Here is a 17,123-nt window from a genome sequence, read left to right as displayed (position 1 = left end):
GCTACGTGTCGCACTCCAGCACCGTCCGGCACAACCCGCACCGCGCCCGTACCCGCCCCCGCACCGGCACCCTGATCCGCTGGTGGCAGGTGGGGCACGGGAAGGTCACCCCGAGGTGGCCGCCGCTGTCGGGGGTGAAGGCGTACGGGGCGGCCGGCGGGGCGCCTGAGGCGTGCCGGCGGTCGTGGGCGTAGCGGCGGCGGCCCGCCCATCCGGCCGCCGTCAGCGGCGGCTGCTGCTCGTCCTGGCGGGCCCGGGCCATCCCCTTGACGTAGGCGGTGTAGGCCTGCGGGCTGGTGAACCACACCGAGGGGTCCTCCTGGAAGAGCAGGGCCCGCTTGGCCAGGACGTAACCGAACTCCTCCGGGGTGAGATAGCCGAGTTTCTGCGACGAGACCCCGTCCTCCCGGAAGGCGTCCAGCAGCAGCCAGCCCGCGCCCAGGTAGGTCGTCGCCGTGTCCGTGAGGATCTCGTTCTCCGCCGTGGTGGGGAAGGCGAGATCCAGGCGGTGCAGGTAGACGTGCGCCACCTCGTGGGCGAGCGCGGCGCCGATGTCCCTGCGGTGGGTGCGGAACCGGTCGTTCAGCTCGACGAAGTACTCGGGGCCCGCCGCGAGTTCGACGTTCGCCGCGTGGGTCATCTCCCGGAAGCCGACGATCAGCCGCGCGTCCGGCAGCCGGAAGTGCCGCACGATCTCCCGGGCCACCCGCTGCGCGCCCAGATGCAGGTCGTCGGTGTCGCAGAAGGCCACGTCGGCCGGGGCCACGCTGACCGAGAACGTCTCGATGGTGTCGCGGGACAGCCGCCGGTACAGCGCGGTGATGGCGGCCCGCACCGTCTCCAGGTGCGGGTAGCCGTGCTGGACCGGTCCGCCGTTCCCCACGTCGGCACCCCCTGAAGCCGCCGGAACTCCCTACCACTGTAGGCGGGACGGCAGCACGGGAAGGGCCCTTCGGGCGGCAGTCACCCGGACAGCGGTCGGGAAGGGGCCCCGGTGACGTCCGGCCTCCGGGCAGCACCTCGGCAGCACCCGGGCAGTGGTCGGAGAGGCCCCGATGACATCCGGCACCCGGGTCCCAGGCGGGAAGGGGCCCCAACAGCCCGTCACACCCCCGAACCGCCCGTCACACCGGCACCAGCCGCGGCGCCGGTCCGTCCGGTGTGCCGCCGTCCAGTTCCAGCAGCCACACCACGTTCTCGCCCTCCCGCAGCACCGGCCCGGGCACGTACAGCGACCGCTGCGGGCCCACCGCCCAGTAACGCCCCAGGTTGAAACCGTTGACCCAGACGAAGCCCCGCGTCCCGCCCGGCAGCTCCAGCCGCGCGTCCCCGGCCCCGCGGACCGTGACCGTGCCCCGGTACAGACCCGGCGCCCCGTCCCCGGGCACCGGGCCGAAGGGCACCGCGTCCACCCCGTCGGCGAACGCGTCCAGGTCCAGCCCGCGCGCGCGTACCCCGTGCAGATACTGCCGCTCGTGCAGGACGCCGCCCGTGACGCCCTTCGCCTCACCGAGCCGGGGCCCGTAGTTCACCCGCCCCAGGGACTCCACCCACAGCTCCACGCGCGCGGGGCCCGCGACCGGCTCCTCCAGCCGCGGCTCCGCCTCGGTGAGCACCCCGGCCCGCTCCCCGTCGACGTACACCACCGCGAGATCGCGCAGCCCGCGCACGGTCAGCGGGTACGGCTGCCGGGGGCCGGGCACGTCCACCGTGTAGCGCACGAGGCCCCGGGTGATCCCCAGCTCCTCGAACGTGGGCGGCACGGGGCCGGCCGTCTCCGGACCGCCCAGCGCCTCCAGGACGTCGGCCGGCGACGCCCAGCCGGTGAGCGCCACCCCGGCCGGGGCCGCCAGCGCGGCGGGCCGCGAGGGCGGGTCGGGCAGCGGGCCGGGCCGGTACGCGGCCAGCACCTCGCGGAAGCGCCAGAACTTCTCCGTGGGGCGACCGTACTCGTCCACCGGCGCGTCGTAGTCGTACGAGGTCACGTCCGGCTCCAGCGGGCCCTCGTGCAGCTCGCCGCCGCCCCGGTTGGCGCCCGCCCAGCCTCCGAAGCTCGTGCCGCCGTGCGCCATGTACAGGTTCACCGACGCCCCGCACTCCAGGATCTCCCGCAGCGCCTCGGCGGCCTCGGCCGGATCCCGTACGGCGTGCTCACCGGACCAGTGGTCGAACCAGCCGCACCAGAACTCCATGCACATCAGCGGGCCCCCGGGGCGGTGGCGGCGCAGCGTCTCGAAGGCCACGCGCGCGTGGGAGCCGAAGTTCACCGTGGCGAGCACCCCGGGCAGCGAACCCCCGGTCAGCATGTGGTCCTCGGGGCCGTCCGAGGTGCACAGCGCGGCGGTGACCCCCTCGGCGCGCAGCACACCGGCCAGCTCCTCCAGATGGCCGGTGTCACTGCCGTAGCTGCCGTACTCGTTCTCCACCTGGACCATGACCACCGGACCGCCGCGGTCGGTCTGGCGGGGCACGATCTCGGGCAGCAGCCGCTGGAACCAGTTCCGGACATGGCGCATGTACCGCTCGTCACGCGTACGCGCGCGCGTGCCCGGCTCGCCCGTCAGCCACGCCGGCAGCCCGCCGTTCTCCCACTCGGCGCAGATGTAGGGCCCCGGCCGCACGATCGCCCACAGGCCCGCCCCGCGGACCGCGTCCAGGAACCGGCCGACCGCCGCCACGTCCCGGAAGGCGCCCGGACGCGGCTCGTGCAGGTTCCACGGGACGTACGTCTCCACGCAGTTCAGGCCCATCGCCCGCAGCATCTCCAACCGGTGTCCCCACTGGTCCTCGTGCACCCGGAAGTAGTGCAGCGCCCCGGACAGCAGCCGCACCGGCCGCCCGTCCAGCAGGAACCCGGACTCCCCGACCGCGAACGCGCTCATGCGCCGCCCCCCACCCTGATCCCGTCCATGGGCTTCAGCCTCACCCCTACCGGCGACCGGCGCCATGGACGAAGATCGCCACTGCTTGGACAAAAGGAAGAGCGGCGCCGCCCGGACGGCCACGCGCCGCGCGGCACGGCGGGAGGAACGCCGATGTACCGGACCTGGATGCGGTTCCTCAGCCCCGGCCCCGCCCACCACCGCCTCGGCCTGGTCTGCCTCGGCGTCGGCCTCCAGCACGGCGCGCTGCCCCCCGTCGGCCCGCGCACCCTCGACCACCACGTCGCCGTGGTGATCAGCGCGGGCGGCGGCTGGTACCGCGGCGCCGACGGCCGCCGTACGACCGTCACCGCGCCCGCGCTGCTGTGGCTCACCCCCGGCGTCCCCCACCACTACGCGCCCGACCCGGACAGCGGCTGGGACGAGGGCTTCGTCGACTTCACCGGACCCGCCACGACCGCCTACCGCGACCTCGGCTACATCGAACCCGACCGGCCCGTCGTCCCGCTCTCCGACGCCGCCGGCCCCCGCGCGGTCATCACCCGCGTCGCCCGGGCCGCCCGCCGCGACAACCCCCTGCTGGAGGTGGAGACCGGCGCCGCCGTCCACGAGCTCCTCGTCGCGCTGCGCCGCGCCCGCGCCGGCCTCGCCCCCGGCGGCGACCAGGTGCTGGCGGCCCTGGCCCGGGACGCCTGCGCACCGCTGAGCGTCGCCGACCACGCCGCCCGGCACGGGATGACCACCGCCGAGCTGCGCGGCGCGGTCCGCCGGGCGGCCGGCTGCACCCCGAAGGACTACCTGCTCGGCATCCGGCTCGGCCGGGCCAAGGACCTCCTCGCCGGCACCGAGCTGCCCGTCGCGGCCGTCGCCCGCCGGGTCGGCTACGACGACCCCGCCTACTTCTCCCGGCTGTTCACCCGGCGCGTGGGCCTCGCCCCCGTCCGTTTCCGCGCCCAGCAGGGCCTCACCGTCCCCGGCGGCTGGAGCGACCGCGTCCCCGACCCCGGCGATCCGCCGGTGATCCACTCTCCGGACACCCCATAGGGCCCGGCCCGTGAAGCGCATAGGGTGAGCCCCCATGACCACCAGCAACACCGGCACCGGTGCCGACGACCCCGAGGTCCGCCAGGAACTGGAGCGGCTGCGCGACAGCATCGACAACATCGACGCGGCCGTCGTCCACATGCTCGCCGAGCGCTTCAAGTGCACCCAGCAGGTCGGCCGGCTCAAGGCGCTGCACCAGCTGCCGCCCGCCGACCCGGCCCGCGAGGCCCGGCAGATCGAACGCCTGCGCCGCCTCGCCGAGAACGCCAAGCTCGACCCCGCGTTCGCCGAGAAGTTCCTCAATTTCATCATCGCCGAGGTGATCCGGCACCACGAACGCATCGCCGAGGACACCCACAACGCACAGCCGGCGCACGAGGACCCGGCACGGCCCTGACCGGGGCCCGGAGGCGCCCGGCCAGGCGCGTGGGCAAGGGGGCGCGCAGGGGACAAAAGCCATGTACCGATCCGCCCCTGTGCGCTGTCGGCCCCATCAGGCAGCATGGCCTGCATGTCCGTACTCACGCGCGACGAAGCGCAGCTCCGAGCACAGTTCCTCGACGTCCACCGGTACACGGTCGAACTGGACCTCACGACCGGTGACGAGACCTTCGACTCCCGTACCGCGATCCGGTTCACGGCGCGGTCCGACGGGGACACGTTCGTCGAGCTGAAGCCCGCCGAGCTGCGCGGTGTCACGCTCGACGGACAGCCGCTCGACCCGGAGTCCCTGTGCGAGGACCGGCTGCCGCTGAAGAACCTCACCGCAGGCGAGCACGAGCTGCGCGTCGACGCGGTCATGCGCTACTCCCGCACCGGCGAGGGCATGCACCGCTTCACCGACCCCAGCGACGGCGAGACGTACGTCTACACCCAGATGTTCCTGGACGACATCCAGCGCATCTTCGCCGCCTTCGACCAGCCCGACCTGAAGGCCGTCTTCGAGGTCTCCGTCAAGGCGCCCGAGGGCTGGAGCGTCCTCGCCAACGGCGTCACCGAGCACCGCGGCGACGGCCTCTGGCAGGCCGCGCCCACCCCGCCCGTCTCCACCTACCTCGTCGCCGTCGCCGCCGGCCCCTGGCACTCCGTGCGCACCGAGCACCGCGGACTGCCCTTCGGCATCCACTGCCGCCGCTCCCTCGCACCCCACCTCGACACCGACGCCGACGAGATCCTCGACATCACGCGCGCGTGCTTCGACCGCTACCACGAGAAGTTCGAGGAGCCCTACCCCTTCGACTCCTACGACCAGGCTTTCGTCCCCGAGTTCAACGCGGGCGCCATGGAGAACCCGGGCCTGGTCACCTTCCGCGACGAATTCGTCTACCGCTCCGCCGTCACCGACACCGAGCGGCAGACCCGCGCCATGGTCATCGCCCACGAGATGGCCCACATGTGGTTCGGCGACCTCGTCACCCTCAAGTGGTGGGACGACATCTGGCTGAACGAGTCCTTCGCCGAGTACATGGGCTACCAGACCACCGCCGAGGCCACCCGCTTCACCGACCCCTGGACCGAGTTCGGCGTCACCCGCAAGTCCTGGGGCTACGACGCCGACCAGCGGCCCACCACCCACCCGGTCGCCCCCGAGAACGTCGACGACACGGCCTCCGCCCTGCTCAACTTCGACGGCATCTCCTACGCCAAGGGCGCCTCCGCACTGCGCCAGCTGGCCGCCTGGCTCGGCGAGAAGGACTTCCTCGCCGGCATCAACGCCCACTTCACGCGGCACAAGTTCGGCAACGCCACCCTCGCCGACTTCATCGACTCCCTCGCCTCCGCCACCGACCGCGACGTACACGCCTGGGCCGACAGCTGGCTGCGCACCACCGGCGTCGACACGCTCACCCCGCGGATCGCCGCCACCGGCGGCACCTGCGCGCTGACCGCCGACCGCGCGGGCAGCCGCCCGCACCGCCTCAGCGCCGGACTGTACGACCACGACGTCGCCGAGGAGGGCCGGCTGCTGCTGCGCGAGCGCATCGGCCTCGACGTGCCGCAGACCGCCCCGCAGCCCATCGGCAAGCGCCCCGCACTCGTCCTCCTCAACGACGGCGACCTCACCTACGCCAAGATCCGCTTCGACACCGCCTCCTTCGACACGCTCCGCACCAGCCTGTCCGGCCTGCCCGACCCGCTCACCCGCGCGGTCGTCTGGAACGCCCTCAGGGACGCCGTCCGCGACGGCGAACTCGCGCCCGCCGCCTACCTGGAGACGGCCCGCGCCCACCTGCCGCGCGAGACCGACCTGGCCGTCACCGAGGGCGTCCTCGCCTTCGCCGCCGGCCAGCTCGCCGACCAGTACCTGACCTCGGAGGACCGCCCGGCCGCCCTGGCCACCCTCACCTCGCTCTGCCGCGACCTGCTGCGACGCACCGAGGACGGAGACCACCCCGGCCTGCGTCTGATCGCCGTACGGCACCTGATCGACGTCGCCGCCCACCCGGAGACCGTCGCCGCCTGGCTCGCCGACGGCACGGTGCCCGGCGGACCGGAACTCGACCCCGAACTGCGCTGGCGCATCCTCGCCCGGCTCGCCGTGCTCGGCGCCACCGACGAGGACGCCATCGCCGCCGAGCTGGCGCGCGACCCGAGCGCCACCGGCCAGGAGGGCGCCGCCCGCTGCCGTGCCGCCCTGCCCGACCCGGAGGCCAAGCGCGCCGCCTGGGAGGCGATGTTCGCCGGCGACGACCTGTCCAACTACCTCTTCACGGCCACCGCCCGGGGCTTCTGGCAGCCCGAACAGGCCGACCTGGTACGGGAGTACGTGCCGCGCTTCTACGCGGACGCGGTCGCCGTGGCCGCCCGCCGCGGCCCCGCCATCGCCGTCGCCGCCGGCCGCTGGTGCTTCCCGGCCCACGCCGTCGACGCCGAGAACCTCCGCCTGGGCGAGGCATGCCTGCGCGACGCGGACCTCACCCCGGCCCTGCGCCGCACCCTCGCCGACCGGCTGGACGACCTCTCCCGCGCCCTGAAGGTGCGCGGCGAGGAGCGGGCGGAGTAGGAGCGGGCGGGCGTGGGCCGCACAGCGCCGGCGTAGGCGGCACACGTCCGGCGCCGGCGTGCACCGGCACAGGTCCGACGACGCAGGACGCGGCCGGTCCCTGCCGATGACGCGGCGGACCGGCCGCCGTCCCCGGGCCCGGACGGCCGGGGACCGGCGAAGCCACGGAAGCCGGTGCCGCGATCGTGGTGACCGGCGCGACCGGCGACACCGGCCGAGCCCCCGTCCACGGTCACCTCGCCGGGGCGGAGTCCGTCAGGGCGCCGCCCCAGACGGTCGCCCGCGCGTACGGGAACAGCCTCGTCGCCCCGGCCGACGTCCGTGGAGACCGCCCCGGCCGAGACGGCCCCGGAGCCCTTCCCGCACGTACCGCCGCATGTGCCGGCTCACCGGAACCCCGGCCCGCACCCCCCGCCCGACGGGCCCGGGACCACGCCGCCGGTTTCCGGGCCGGACGCGAGGAGCCCGCCCGCCCCAACACCTCGCAGGGGTACGGCAGTACACACTTTCGGGTTTCGTTCGCCCGGCTTCCGGGACACAGGGCCCCCTTCCGGTACAAGCTGGAACTCCACCCACACGCCGGAAGCCCCGGGCCCTGGACGCCCGCCGGACGTTCCCCTGCCCGGAGGAGAGCCCATGAGCGCAGGAGAGCCCATGAGCCTGCCGCCCCTCGCCTCCGGCCCCGGCGGCCCCGACGCCCTGCGGCCCCTCCTCGACACCGTGCTCGACGCCCTCGCGGCCGGCCGCGACGAGCGCGGCGGACCACTGCCCGCCGGCGGACCGGACGCCGTCGCCGCGCGCGTCGCCGACGCCCTCGGGGACGTCCTGCCCGACACCGGCGACCCGGACGCCCTGCGCACCCTCGTGCACGCGCTCGCCGCGGGCTCCGCCGACCCCGCCGACCCGCTGTGCGCGGCCCACCTGCACTGCCCGCCGCTCGCCGTGGCCACCGCCGCCGACCTCGCCGCCAGTGCCCTCAACCCCTCCCTGGACTCCTGGGACCAGGCCCCGGCCGCCTCCGCCCTGGAGGCCGTCGTCACCCGCACCCTCGCCCGCACGGCCGGGCTCGCCGACGCCCTCGTCACCACCGGCGGCACCGAGTCCAACCAGCTCGCCCTACTGCTCGCCCGCGAGGCACACGGCGGCGTGCGCCTCGTGTGCGGCGCGAACGCCCACCACTCGCTGCCGCGCGCCGCCTGGCTGCTCGGCCTGCCCGACCCGGTCGTCATCCCGGCACCGGGCGGCACCCTCGACCCGGCCGCCCTCCACGAGACCCTCACCGCGCTCCCCGGCCCGCTGCTCGTCACCGCCACCGCCGGCACCACCGACGCCGGCCTCATCGACCCGCTGCCCGAGATCGCCGGCCTGTGCACCGCCCACGGCGCCCGGCTGCACATCGACGCGGCCTACGGCGGCGGCCTGCTGTTCAGCGACCGGCACCGCGACAAACTCGCCGGACTCGAAACCGCCCACACCGTCACCCTCGACCTGCACAAACTCGGCTGGCAACCGGTCGCCGCCGGACTCCTCGCCGTCGCCCGCCCCCACGAACTCACCGCACTCCACCAGCGCGCCGACTACCTGAACGCCGACGACGACACCGAAGCCGGACTCCCCGACCTGCTCGGCCGCTCCCCGCGCACCAGCCGCCGCCCCGACATCCTGAAGACCGCCGTCACCCTGAAGGCCCTGGGCCGCAGCGGACTCGGCACCCTGGTCGACCAGGTCTGCGCCCGGGCCCGCGAGTTCGCCGGACAGATCCGCGAGCACCCCGGCTTCGAGCTGTACGACCGCCCCGTCATCAGCACCGTCCTGTTCCGGCCGGCCGAAGCCGACGACGACGCCGTGGCCACCGTCCGCCGACGACTGCTGCACGAGGGCCGGGCCGTCCTCGGCCGCGCCCGACTCGACGGCAGGCTCTGGCTCAAGGCCACCGTCCTCAACCCCCACACCCGGCCGGACGACCTGACCCACCTGCTCAAACTCGTAGAACTCGCCGAAAGAAGCCTCCCCGGATGACCCACCCCCCACGCCACGAACCCGCCTCCCCACGCGACCTGGTCGGCGTCGGCATCGGCCCCTGCAACCTCTCCCTCGCCGCGCTCGCCCAGCCGCTCGCCGAACTCGACGCCGTCTTCTACGAACAGCGCCCCGACTTCGACTGGCACCCCGGCCTGCTCGTCGACGGCGCCACCGTCCAAGTGCCGTTCCTCGCCGACCTGGTGACCCTCGCCGACCCCACCAGCCCCTGGAGCTTCCTCAACTACCTCAAGACCCGCGAGCGGCTCTTCCCCTTCTACTTCTCCGAGCACCTCCACATCCAGCGCGCCGAGTACGACGCCTACGGCCGCTGGGTCGCCGGGCAACTGCCCGGACTGCGCTTTGGCCACCAGGTCGACGGCGTCCGCTGGAACCCCGAACAGGACGTGTTCGAAGTCGATTTCAGCCAGCTCGACGCCGACGGCGAGACCGAGGCCCTCGGCCGTACCTACGCCCGCAACGTCGTCCTCGGCATCGGCACCGCCCCCTACGTGCCCGACCCCCTCAGGCCCCTCGTGGACGCGCCCGGCGTGCCCGTCGTCCACGCCGCCGACTACCTCGACCACCGCGACAGCATCCTCGCCGCCGGGCATGTCACCGTCGTCGGCTCCGGACAGTCCGGCGCCGAGGTCTTCCTGGACCTGCTCCGGCACCGCCCGGCCGGCCGGGAGAAACTGCACTGGATCGGCCGTACCGAGGCGTTCGCGCCCATGGAGTACTCCAAGCTCGGCCTGGAACACTTCACACCCGACTACACGCGCTACTTCCACGCCCTCGCCGAGCCCGTCCGCGACCGGCTGGTCGCCGCCCAGTGGCAGCTGTACAAGGGCATCGACGCCGGCACCCTCGCCGCCATCCACGACGAGCTGTACCGGCGCACCCTGCACGGCGGCTGGCCCGACGCCGTCCTCACCCCCGGCGTCCGCGTCCGCACCGCCGGCCGGATCGCCACCAGCAAGATCGAGCTGCACCTGGAGCACCTCCAGCAGGACAGCCGCTCCCGGCTCACCACCGAAGCCGTCGTCCTCGCCACCGGCTACCGCGACCGCCCCCTCGATCGCGTCCTCGCCGGACTCGACCCCTACATCCGCCGCGACAGCAGCGAACGCCCGCGCGTCGACGAGGAGTACCGCCTCGTGCTGGACCCCTCGGTCACCGGCTCGGTCTACGTCCAGAACGCCGAACTGCACACACACGGCGTCGGCGCCCCCGACCTCGGCCTCGCCGCCTGGCGCAGCGCCACCATCCTCAACTCGCTCACCGGCAAGGAGCCGTACCCGCTCCCGTCCCGGACCGCCTTCACCTCCTTCGGACTTCAGGAGCCGGCGGCCCGGGTCCCGCAGGGCAGACAGCCCCAGCGGCTCACCCCGCTCGTCGAGGACAGGTGAACGCCGCCGCGGGAGGGTGACCCCTAGAACACCGGCTTGCCGTCGCGCACCAGCTTCCAGTCCGCCGACGCGAAGTCCTTCGGGTCCAGGACACCCTTCGCGGTCACCCACTCGGCGATCCGGGTGCGGATCTCCGTCGACTCCGACCACAGTTCCTTGGCCGTGGCGACGTGCGGGAAGGCACCGCCGCCATTGGCCCGGTAGTTGTTCACGGCGAACACGAACTCCTGGGCGTCGTCCAGCGCGACCCCGCCGAAGGTCAGGTTCCTGATCCGCGACCCGGCCGGCCGGGCGATGTCGATGTCGTACGACAGGCCCGAGACGTAGTCGTAGTTGTAGTCCGGGCGGCCACCGGCGTTGGTCAGCTTCTCCACGTCCACCGTGACGTCGGCGGCCGTCTGGACGTAGTACTCCGCCGAGTACTCCAGGTAGGCCCGGACCTGGGCGCCCGTCAGCAGCTTGGCGACCAGCGTGTTGTCGTACACGTACAGGCTCGACAGGTCCCGGATGGTGACGTCGCCGGCCGGGATCTCGGAGGTCCGGGAGAACGGCGAGGCCTGGGCGATCACCGGCAGCGAGGCGTACGCCGTACCCGCGAGCGCGGCCTTGACCACGTCCTCCTGGACCCTGGTGATCAGGTCGATGATCGGGGCGTCCTTGTAGCGGGCCTCGACGGTCGTCAGGGTCTCGGTCGCCCGGCCCACGACCTGGTTGACGTACGCGACGACCTTCTTGTGCTCGTCGGTGAGCAGCTTGGTGATCTTCGGGTCGTCGGCGACGCCGTTGGAGTTGCGCAGCGAGGCGGAGACCGACTCGACCTCCCAGCGGCCCTTGCTGAACACCAGCTCGATGTCGAAGAGGGTCAGCCGCTCGGCGAAGCACAGCGGCTCCGACAGGACGACCGTCTTGCCGGTCTCCTCGTTGACGACCTTCAGCTCCGGGATCTCCAGGTGCGCGTGGCCCACCAGGATCGCGTCGATGCCCGGCACCTGCCTGGCCACGTTCGCCGCCGCGTTCTCCACGTACGGCACCTGGTCGCCGTACGACGAGGTGCCCGAGGTGCCCGAGTGCGCCGAGACGACGACCACGTCCGCGCCCATCGACCTCAGCTTCGGCACCCACTTCGCGGCCTGCTCCTCCAGACCCGGGAACGCCAGCTTGCCCTGGACGTAGGCCTTGTCCCAGATCGCGATGCCCGGGTTGGTCAGACCGAGCACGGCGACCTTGACCGGCTTGGCGCCCGGCACGTGGAACGTCTTCATGAAGTACGGCGGAAAGGCGGGCTTCAGCGTCTTCGCGTCCACCGCGTTGGCACCGAGCAGCGGGAAGTCGAGCTGGTCCTCGAACTTCCGCAGCGTCTCGATGCCGTAGTTGAACTCGTGGTTGCCGAGGGCCGCCGCGTCGTACCCGATCGCGTTCATCGCCTGCGCCATCGGGTGCACCGGGCCGCCCTTGGCGGTGATCGGTTCGACCTTGGCGTAGTAGTAGGTGAGCGGGGTGCCCTGGATGGTGTCACCGGCGTCCAGGAGCAGCGTGTTGCCGCGGCCCTTCTCCTTGCGCACCTGCTCGACCAGGGTGGAGATACGGGCCAGGCCCGTCGCGTTGCCCGCGTTGTCGGCGTACTCGGCGTCCTTGAAGTAGTCCCAGTTGAAGACGTGCCCGTGCAGGTCGGTGGTGCCCATGACGGTCAGGGAGTACCGCTTCACGGGGTGCCCGGGCTTCCCGGCCGGTGCCGCCTCGGCCGCCGGAGCCGCCGCCGCGCCGGCGATCGCCACTCCCGCTCCGGTGGCGGCGGACTTCTTCAGGAACTTCCGGCGGTTCAACGGCATGTCTCGGTCTCCTTGGCGGTGGCACAACAACGCGCGAGTACAACAACGCGCGTAGATTCTGACCTGGTCATGACTTACGGCAACAGGTCCGGAAGGTTGCGATCTGGTGACCATCGCTCATAGGAGCGGACAGCCGCACAATTCAACACTTGTCAATAACCCTTTGCCGAAAGTCTGTTGAGTGGTCATACGGCGCCAATTCCCTACCCGTCGGTAAGTCATAGGCTCGACTCATGCGCCGAGCAAAGATCGTTTGTACACTGGGGCCCGCCACCGACTCGTACGACCAGATCAAGGCACTGGTCGAGGCCGGAATGGACGTCGCCCGCTTCAACCTCAGCCACGGCACCCACGCCGATCACGAGGAGCGGTACCAGCGCGTGCGAAAGGCGGCCGACGAGACCGGGCGCAGCGTCGGAATCCTCGCCGACCTTCAGGGCCCGAAGATCCGGCTCGGCCGCTTCGCCGAAGGACCCGTACTCCTTGAACGCGACGACACCTTCACCATCACCGTGGAGGAAGGCGTCGACGGCGACCGCCACCGGTGCGGCACCACCCACGCCGGCCTCGCCACCGACGTCACCCCCGGCGAGCGCATCCTCGTGGACGACGGCAAGGTCTGCCTGGAGGTCACCGACGTCGACGGCCCCCGCGTACGCACCCGAGTGGTCGAGGGCGGCGTCATCTCCGACCACAAGGGCCTGAACCTCCCCGGCGTGGCCGTCTCCGTCCCCGCCCTCTCCAAGAAGGACGAGGACGACCTGCGCTGGGCGCTGCGCACCGGCTTCGACGTCATCGCCCTCTCCTTCGTCCGCAGCGGCGACGACGTCGTGGACGTGCACCGGATCATGGCCGAGGAGGGCCGCCGCCTCCCCGTGATCGCCAAGATCGAGAAGCCGCAGGCCGTGGCCGACCTCGACGGCATCGTGGCCGCCTTCGACGGGCTGATGGTGGCACGCGGCGACCTGGGCGTGGAGATGCCGCTGGAGCAGGTGCCGATCGTCCAGAAGCGCGCCATCAAGCTCGCCAAGCGCAACGCCAAGCCGGTGATCGTCGCCACCCAGATGCTCGACTCGATGATCGAGAACTCCCGGCCCACCCGCGCCGAGGCCTCCGACGTCGCCAACGCGGTCCTCGACGGCACGGACGCGGTCATGCTCTCCGGCGAGACCAGCGTCGGCAAGTACCCGGTCGAGACCGTACGCACCATGGCGAAGATCGTCGCAGCGGCCGAGGAGGACATGCTGGCGGCGGGACTGCCGCCGCTCACCGAGCGGAACAAACCGCGCACCCAGGGCGGCGCGGTCGCGCGGGCCGCCGCCGAGATGGGCGACTTCCTCGGCGCGAAGTTCCTGGTCGCGTTCACCCAGTCCGGGGACACCGCCCGTCGCCTCTCCCGCTACCGCTCCCCGATCCCCCTCCTGGCCTTCACGCCGGAGCCGGCCACCCGCTCCCAGCTCAGCCTCACCTGGGGCGCGGAGACCTTCCTCGGCCCGCACGTGGACTCCACGGACGCCATGGTCGACCAGGTGGACGAACTGCTCCTGAAGTACGGCCGCTGCCAGAAGGGCGACGTCGTGGTGATCACGGCCGGTTCCCCGCCCGGCGTCTCCGGCTCGACCAACATGGTCCGCGTCCACCACATCGGCGAGGACGACAGCCCGAAGTGACGGGCGGGGTCCTCTTGCGGGGCCCCTTTCAGTGCTTGGGGCCGACGTGGGCGTCCAGCAGGACTATGGAGGCCTTCTTGGCGACGGAGATGTTGTACGGGTTCCCGTCGCGGGTGCAGTGCGTCCACTCGACGCTGAGTTTGTCGAGGGTGTCCGTGTACAGGCCCCGGATGTCGTCCGACTTGTTGGTGAAGAAGTAACGCGGATACTCGTACCGCTTGCGCTCACCGGCGACGAGCCGGGTCGTCCAGTTGGTGATGAGGCACCCGTCGGAGTGGATCAGGCCCCGGATGAACTCCCATGGATGAGCGTCGACGATGGCTCGTTGCCAGGCTTCCAGAACGATCGGACGCTCGTGTTTCTTACCGGGGCCGTGCTGGGGGAAGAGGCAGGGCCAGTGCTTGCTGGTGCTGGTGACCGCTGCGCAGCCTTGTTCCTGGCAGCGAGGACAGGGCTTGCCTACGCGTTCGACCGGCTCGATGCGTGTCTGCCAGGAGCGGATCGCGTATCGGGATATCCCCGTCTCCCTGCTGACGGAGTTGAGGCTTCGCCCCTGCGCTGCCAGCGCCACCGCTCGCTCGCGTGTGTTGATGTCGTACATGTGCACACGGTGCGTGAGCGACCAGCATGACACGCGGCAAAAAGCGGATGTTCACGAGAACGAGGACATCCGCTTGCATCTGCTGACCTTGGAATCCAAGGAAAGGTGCCCCGGGTCGGACTCGAACCGACACTGTATGGGTTTTGAATCCATTGCCTGCTGCCAATTGGGCTACCGGGGCCCGCGGAATCAAAGGTTTCCCTCGACCCTCCGCGCGTCCACCATACCGTAGCTAGGTAGGCTCTTGTCAGCAGTACCCCTGCCCTGAACGAGGAGCCCCCGTGACCCCCGAGTCGCCCCAGCCCGTAGACGTGCCCGACGACGACAAGTCGCACGTTCCTCCGCTGACGACCCGTGTCGTCATCGCCGAGGACGAGGCCCTGATCCGGCTCGACCTGAAGGAGATGCTGGAGGAGGAGGGGTACACCGTCGTCGGCGAGGCCGGGGACGGTGAGCAGGCCGTCGAGCTGGCCCGCGAGCACAAGCCGGACCTGGTCATCCTGGACGTGAAGATGCCCAAGCTGGACGGCATCTCCGCGGCCGAGAAGATCGCCGGTGAGTCCATCGCGCCGGTGCTGATGCTCACCGCCTTCTCGCAGCGCGACCTCGTCGAGCGCGCCCGGGACGCCGGTGCCATGGCCTATCTGGTCAAGCCGTTCAGCAAGAGCGACGTCGTCCCGGCGATCGAGATGGCCGTCTCCCGGTTCACCGAGCTGAAGCAGCTGGAGCAGGAGGTCGCCGACCTCACCCAGCGGCTGGAGACCCGCAAGCTGGTCGACCGTGCGAAGTCCATCCTCCAGACCGAGTACGGCCTGACCGAGCCCGCCGCGTTCCGCTGGATCCAGAAGACTTCCATGGACCGCCGTATGTCGATGCAGCAGGTCGCGGAGGCGGTCATCGCGGACAACGAGGAGAAGAAGGCGGCCAAGAAGGACTGAGCCCGTCTTGTACGACGAAGGCCCGCGCCCCGGAGAAGGGGGCGCGGGCCTTCGTCGTACCCGGGCGGTCAGTCCTCGCCGAGGTAGGCCTTCCGGACCGACTCGTCGTGCAGCAGGTCCTGTCCCGTGCCGGACAGGACGATGTTGCCGACTTCCATGACGTGTCCCTGGTCGGCGAGCGAGAGGGCGGCCTGGGCGTTCTGCTCGACGAGCAGGATCGTCGTGCCCTGGGCCTTCAGCTCGGCGATCGTCGCCATGATCTTCTGCATCATGATCGGCGACAGGCCCATCGACGGCTCGTCCAGCATCAGCAGCTTCGGCTGGGACATCAGTGCCCTGCCCATGGCGAGCATCTGCTGCTCGCCGCCGGAGAGGGTGCCCGCGGCCTGCTTGCGCCGTTCCCCGAGGATGGGGAAGAGGTCGTAGGCGCGCTGGATGTCCTTCTCGACGCCGGGTTTGTCGTTGCGCAGGAACGCGCCGAGGCGCAGGTTGTCCTCGATGCTCATGCGCGGGAAGATGTGCCGGCCCTCGGGGGAGTGGGCGAGGCCCAGGGAGACCACCTCGTGGGCGGGGATCTTCTTCAGCGATCTGCCGTTGAACCTGATCTGTCCGCCGACCGGCTTGAGCAGTCCGGACAGGGTGCGCAGGGTGGTGGTCTTGCCGGCGCCGTTGGTGCCGATGAGGGTGACGACCTGGCCGGCCTCGACCTTGAAGGAGATGCCCTTGACGGCTTCGATCTTGCCGTAGGCGACCCTCAGGTCCTCGACTTCGAGCAGTGCGGTCATCGGTCGTTCTCCTTGCCGGGCGCGGCGTCGGTCGTGGTGTCGGCGCGTGCGCCGGTGGCCTCGGCCGTGGTCCCGGCGTGTGCCTCGGCGGCCTCGACCTCGGCCACTTCCTCGGCGCCGGGTGCGTCCTCGAAGGGTTCGCCGAGGTAGGCCGCGACGACGCGTTCGTCGCCCTGGACGGTGGCGCTGTCGCCCTCGATGAGCTTCTCGCCCTGGACGAGGACGGCGACGCGGTCGCACAGGTTGAAGATGAAGCGCATGTCGTGCTCGATGACGAGGACGGCGATGCCCATGTCGCGGATGGCGAAGACCAGTTCCTCGGTGGTGCGGGTCTCCTGCGGGTTCATGCCGGCGGTCGGTTCGTCGAGGAGGAGCAGGCCGGGCTCGCTGGCCAGGGCGCGGGCGATCTCCAGTTTGCGCTGTTCGCCGTAGGGGAGGTTGCGGGCGAGGTGTTCGGCCTTGTGGTCGAGGCCGACGAACCGGAGCAGTTCCATGGCCCGGTCCTTGGAGGCCTTCTCGGCCTTGTGGAAGCCGGGGCCGCGCAGGACGGCCGACCAGAAGCCCTCTTTGGTGCGGGTGTGCCGGCCGACGAGCACGTTCTCCAGGACCGTCATGTTGGCGAACAGGCGGATGTTCTGGAAGGTGCGTGCGATGCCGGCCGCGGTGACCTTGAAGGACTTGGGCGGCAGGACGTCGCCCTTGTAGCGGACCTCGCCCTCGGTGGGGACGTACAGGCCGGTGAGGCAGTTGAAGAAGGTGGTCTTTCCGGCGCCGTTGGGGCCGATGAGGCCGACGATCTCGCCGGCGCCGACGGTGAGGTCGACGCCGCGTACGGCGGTCAGGCCGCCGAAGCGCATGGTGACGCCGCGGGCGTCGAGGACGGTCTCTCCGGGAGTGGGGGCGCCGGGGGCGGTGTCCGTGGTGGTGGTGTGGGTGGTCATG

General features: G+C 71.7%; 13 protein-coding genes and 1 tRNA gene. 7 read left to right on the top strand and 7 right to left on the bottom strand.

Translation table 11 applies throughout. The features are described from left to right. Nucleotide 1: 1 nt before the first annotated feature. Both IE294_RS08190 and IE294_RS08185 read right to left on the bottom strand, forming a co-directional pair. On the bottom strand, nt 2–883 hold the full coding sequence (locus IE294_RS08190) for a hypothetical protein (protein ID WP_189883836.1): 882 nt from the start codon (nt 881–883) through the stop codon (nt 2–4). A 241-nt stretch (nt 884–1,124) separates the two neighbouring features. Beyond that, nucleotides 1,125–2,882 (bottom strand): glycoside hydrolase family 35 protein, encoded by a 1,758-nt coding sequence (locus IE294_RS08185; RefSeq protein WP_189883834.1) that lies wholly within the window; start codon nt 2,880–2,882, stop codon nt 1,125–1,127. A gap of 153 nt (nt 2,883–3,035) precedes the next feature. Here IE294_RS08185 and IE294_RS08180 point away from each other — a divergent pair, with 153 nt between their 5' ends. The 5 genes from IE294_RS08180 to IE294_RS08160 all read left to right on the top strand — a co-directional run bounded on the left by IE294_RS08180 (nt 3,036) and on the right by IE294_RS08160 (nt 10,358). Further along, a complete protein-coding gene (locus IE294_RS08180; protein WP_189883832.1) occupies nt 3,036–3,926 on the top strand; it encodes a helix-turn-helix domain-containing protein in 891 nt (296 codons plus the stop codon). A 34-nt stretch (nt 3,927–3,960) separates the two neighbouring features. Next, nucleotides 3,961–4,323 (top strand): chorismate mutase, encoded by a 363-nt coding sequence (locus IE294_RS08175; RefSeq protein ID WP_189883829.1) that lies wholly within the window; start codon nt 3,961–3,963, stop codon nt 4,321–4,323. Between the two features lie 114 nt (nt 4,324–4,437). Continuing rightward, on the top strand, nt 4,438–6,930 hold the full coding sequence (pepN, locus tag IE294_RS08170) for an aminopeptidase N (protein WP_189883827.1): 2,493 nt from the start codon (nt 4,438–4,440) through the stop codon (nt 6,928–6,930). Between the two features lie 654 nt (nt 6,931–7,584). Further along, nucleotides 7,585–8,949: a pyridoxal phosphate-dependent decarboxylase family protein gene (locus IE294_RS08165; protein WP_189884102.1), complete on the top strand. Its 1,365-nt coding sequence runs from the start codon at nt 7,585–7,587 to the stop codon at nt 8,947–8,949. Continuing rightward, on the top strand, nt 8,946–10,358 hold the full coding sequence (locus IE294_RS08160; protein WP_189883825.1) for a lysine N(6)-hydroxylase/L-ornithine N(5)-oxygenase family protein: 1,413 nt from the start codon (nt 8,946–8,948) through the stop codon (nt 10,356–10,358). Before IE294_RS08165 ends, IE294_RS08160 begins: the two co-directional genes overlap by 4 nt. A gap of 23 nt (nt 10,359–10,381) precedes the next feature. Here the strand turns inward: IE294_RS08160 and IE294_RS08155 are convergent, their stop codons facing one another. Continuing rightward, the gene (locus tag IE294_RS08155; RefSeq protein WP_189883823.1) at nt 10,382–12,187 is read right to left on the bottom strand and encodes a bifunctional metallophosphatase/5'-nucleotidase; all 1,806 of its coding nucleotides are present in this window, start codon (nt 12,185–12,187) and stop codon (nt 10,382–10,384) included. Between the two features lie 233 nt (nt 12,188–12,420). Here IE294_RS08155 and pyk point away from each other — a divergent pair, with 233 nt between their 5' ends. Beyond that, nucleotides 12,421–13,857 (top strand): pyruvate kinase, encoded by a 1,437-nt coding sequence (gene pyk / locus IE294_RS08150; protein ID WP_189883821.1) that lies wholly within the window; start codon nt 12,421–12,423, stop codon nt 13,855–13,857. 28 nt (nt 13,858–13,885) lie between these two features. Here pyk and IE294_RS08145 read toward each other — a convergent pair whose 3' ends face one another. Together IE294_RS08145 and IE294_RS08140 are read right to left on the bottom strand one after the other, a co-directional pair. Then, on the bottom strand, nt 13,886–14,458 hold the full coding sequence (locus IE294_RS08145) for a helix-turn-helix domain-containing protein (protein WP_189883819.1): 573 nt from the start codon (nt 14,456–14,458) through the stop codon (nt 13,886–13,888). Between the two features lie 106 nt (nt 14,459–14,564). Continuing rightward, nucleotides 14,565–14,639 (bottom strand) — tRNA-Leu (locus IE294_RS08140). A gap of 100 nt (nt 14,640–14,739) precedes the next feature. Here IE294_RS08140 and IE294_RS08135 point away from each other — a divergent pair. Then, nucleotides 14,740–15,396, top strand: coding sequence for an ANTAR domain-containing response regulator (locus IE294_RS08135; protein ID WP_189815574.1), 657 nt, complete (start codon nt 14,740–14,742; stop codon nt 15,394–15,396). A 68-nt stretch (nt 15,397–15,464) separates the two neighbouring features. Here the strand turns inward: IE294_RS08135 and IE294_RS08130 are convergent, their stop codons facing one another. Next, nucleotides 15,465–16,181 (bottom strand): ABC transporter ATP-binding protein, encoded by a 717-nt coding sequence (locus tag IE294_RS08130; RefSeq protein ID WP_189883817.1) that lies wholly within the window; start codon nt 16,179–16,181, stop codon nt 15,465–15,467. Beyond that, a complete protein-coding gene (locus IE294_RS08125) occupies nt 16,178–17,122 on the bottom strand; it encodes an ABC transporter ATP-binding protein (RefSeq protein ID WP_189883815.1) in 945 nt (314 codons plus the stop codon). The genes IE294_RS08130 and IE294_RS08125 overlap by 4 nt, the downstream gene beginning before the upstream one ends. Between the last annotated feature and the right edge of the window lies 1 nt (nt 17,123).

The organism is Streptomyces canarius (assembly GCF_014650735.1).
GTDB lineage: Bacteria > Actinomycetota > Actinomycetes > Streptomycetales > Streptomycetaceae > Streptomyces > Streptomyces olivaceoviridis.
This window is presented reverse-complemented; position numbering and strand designations above follow the sequence as displayed.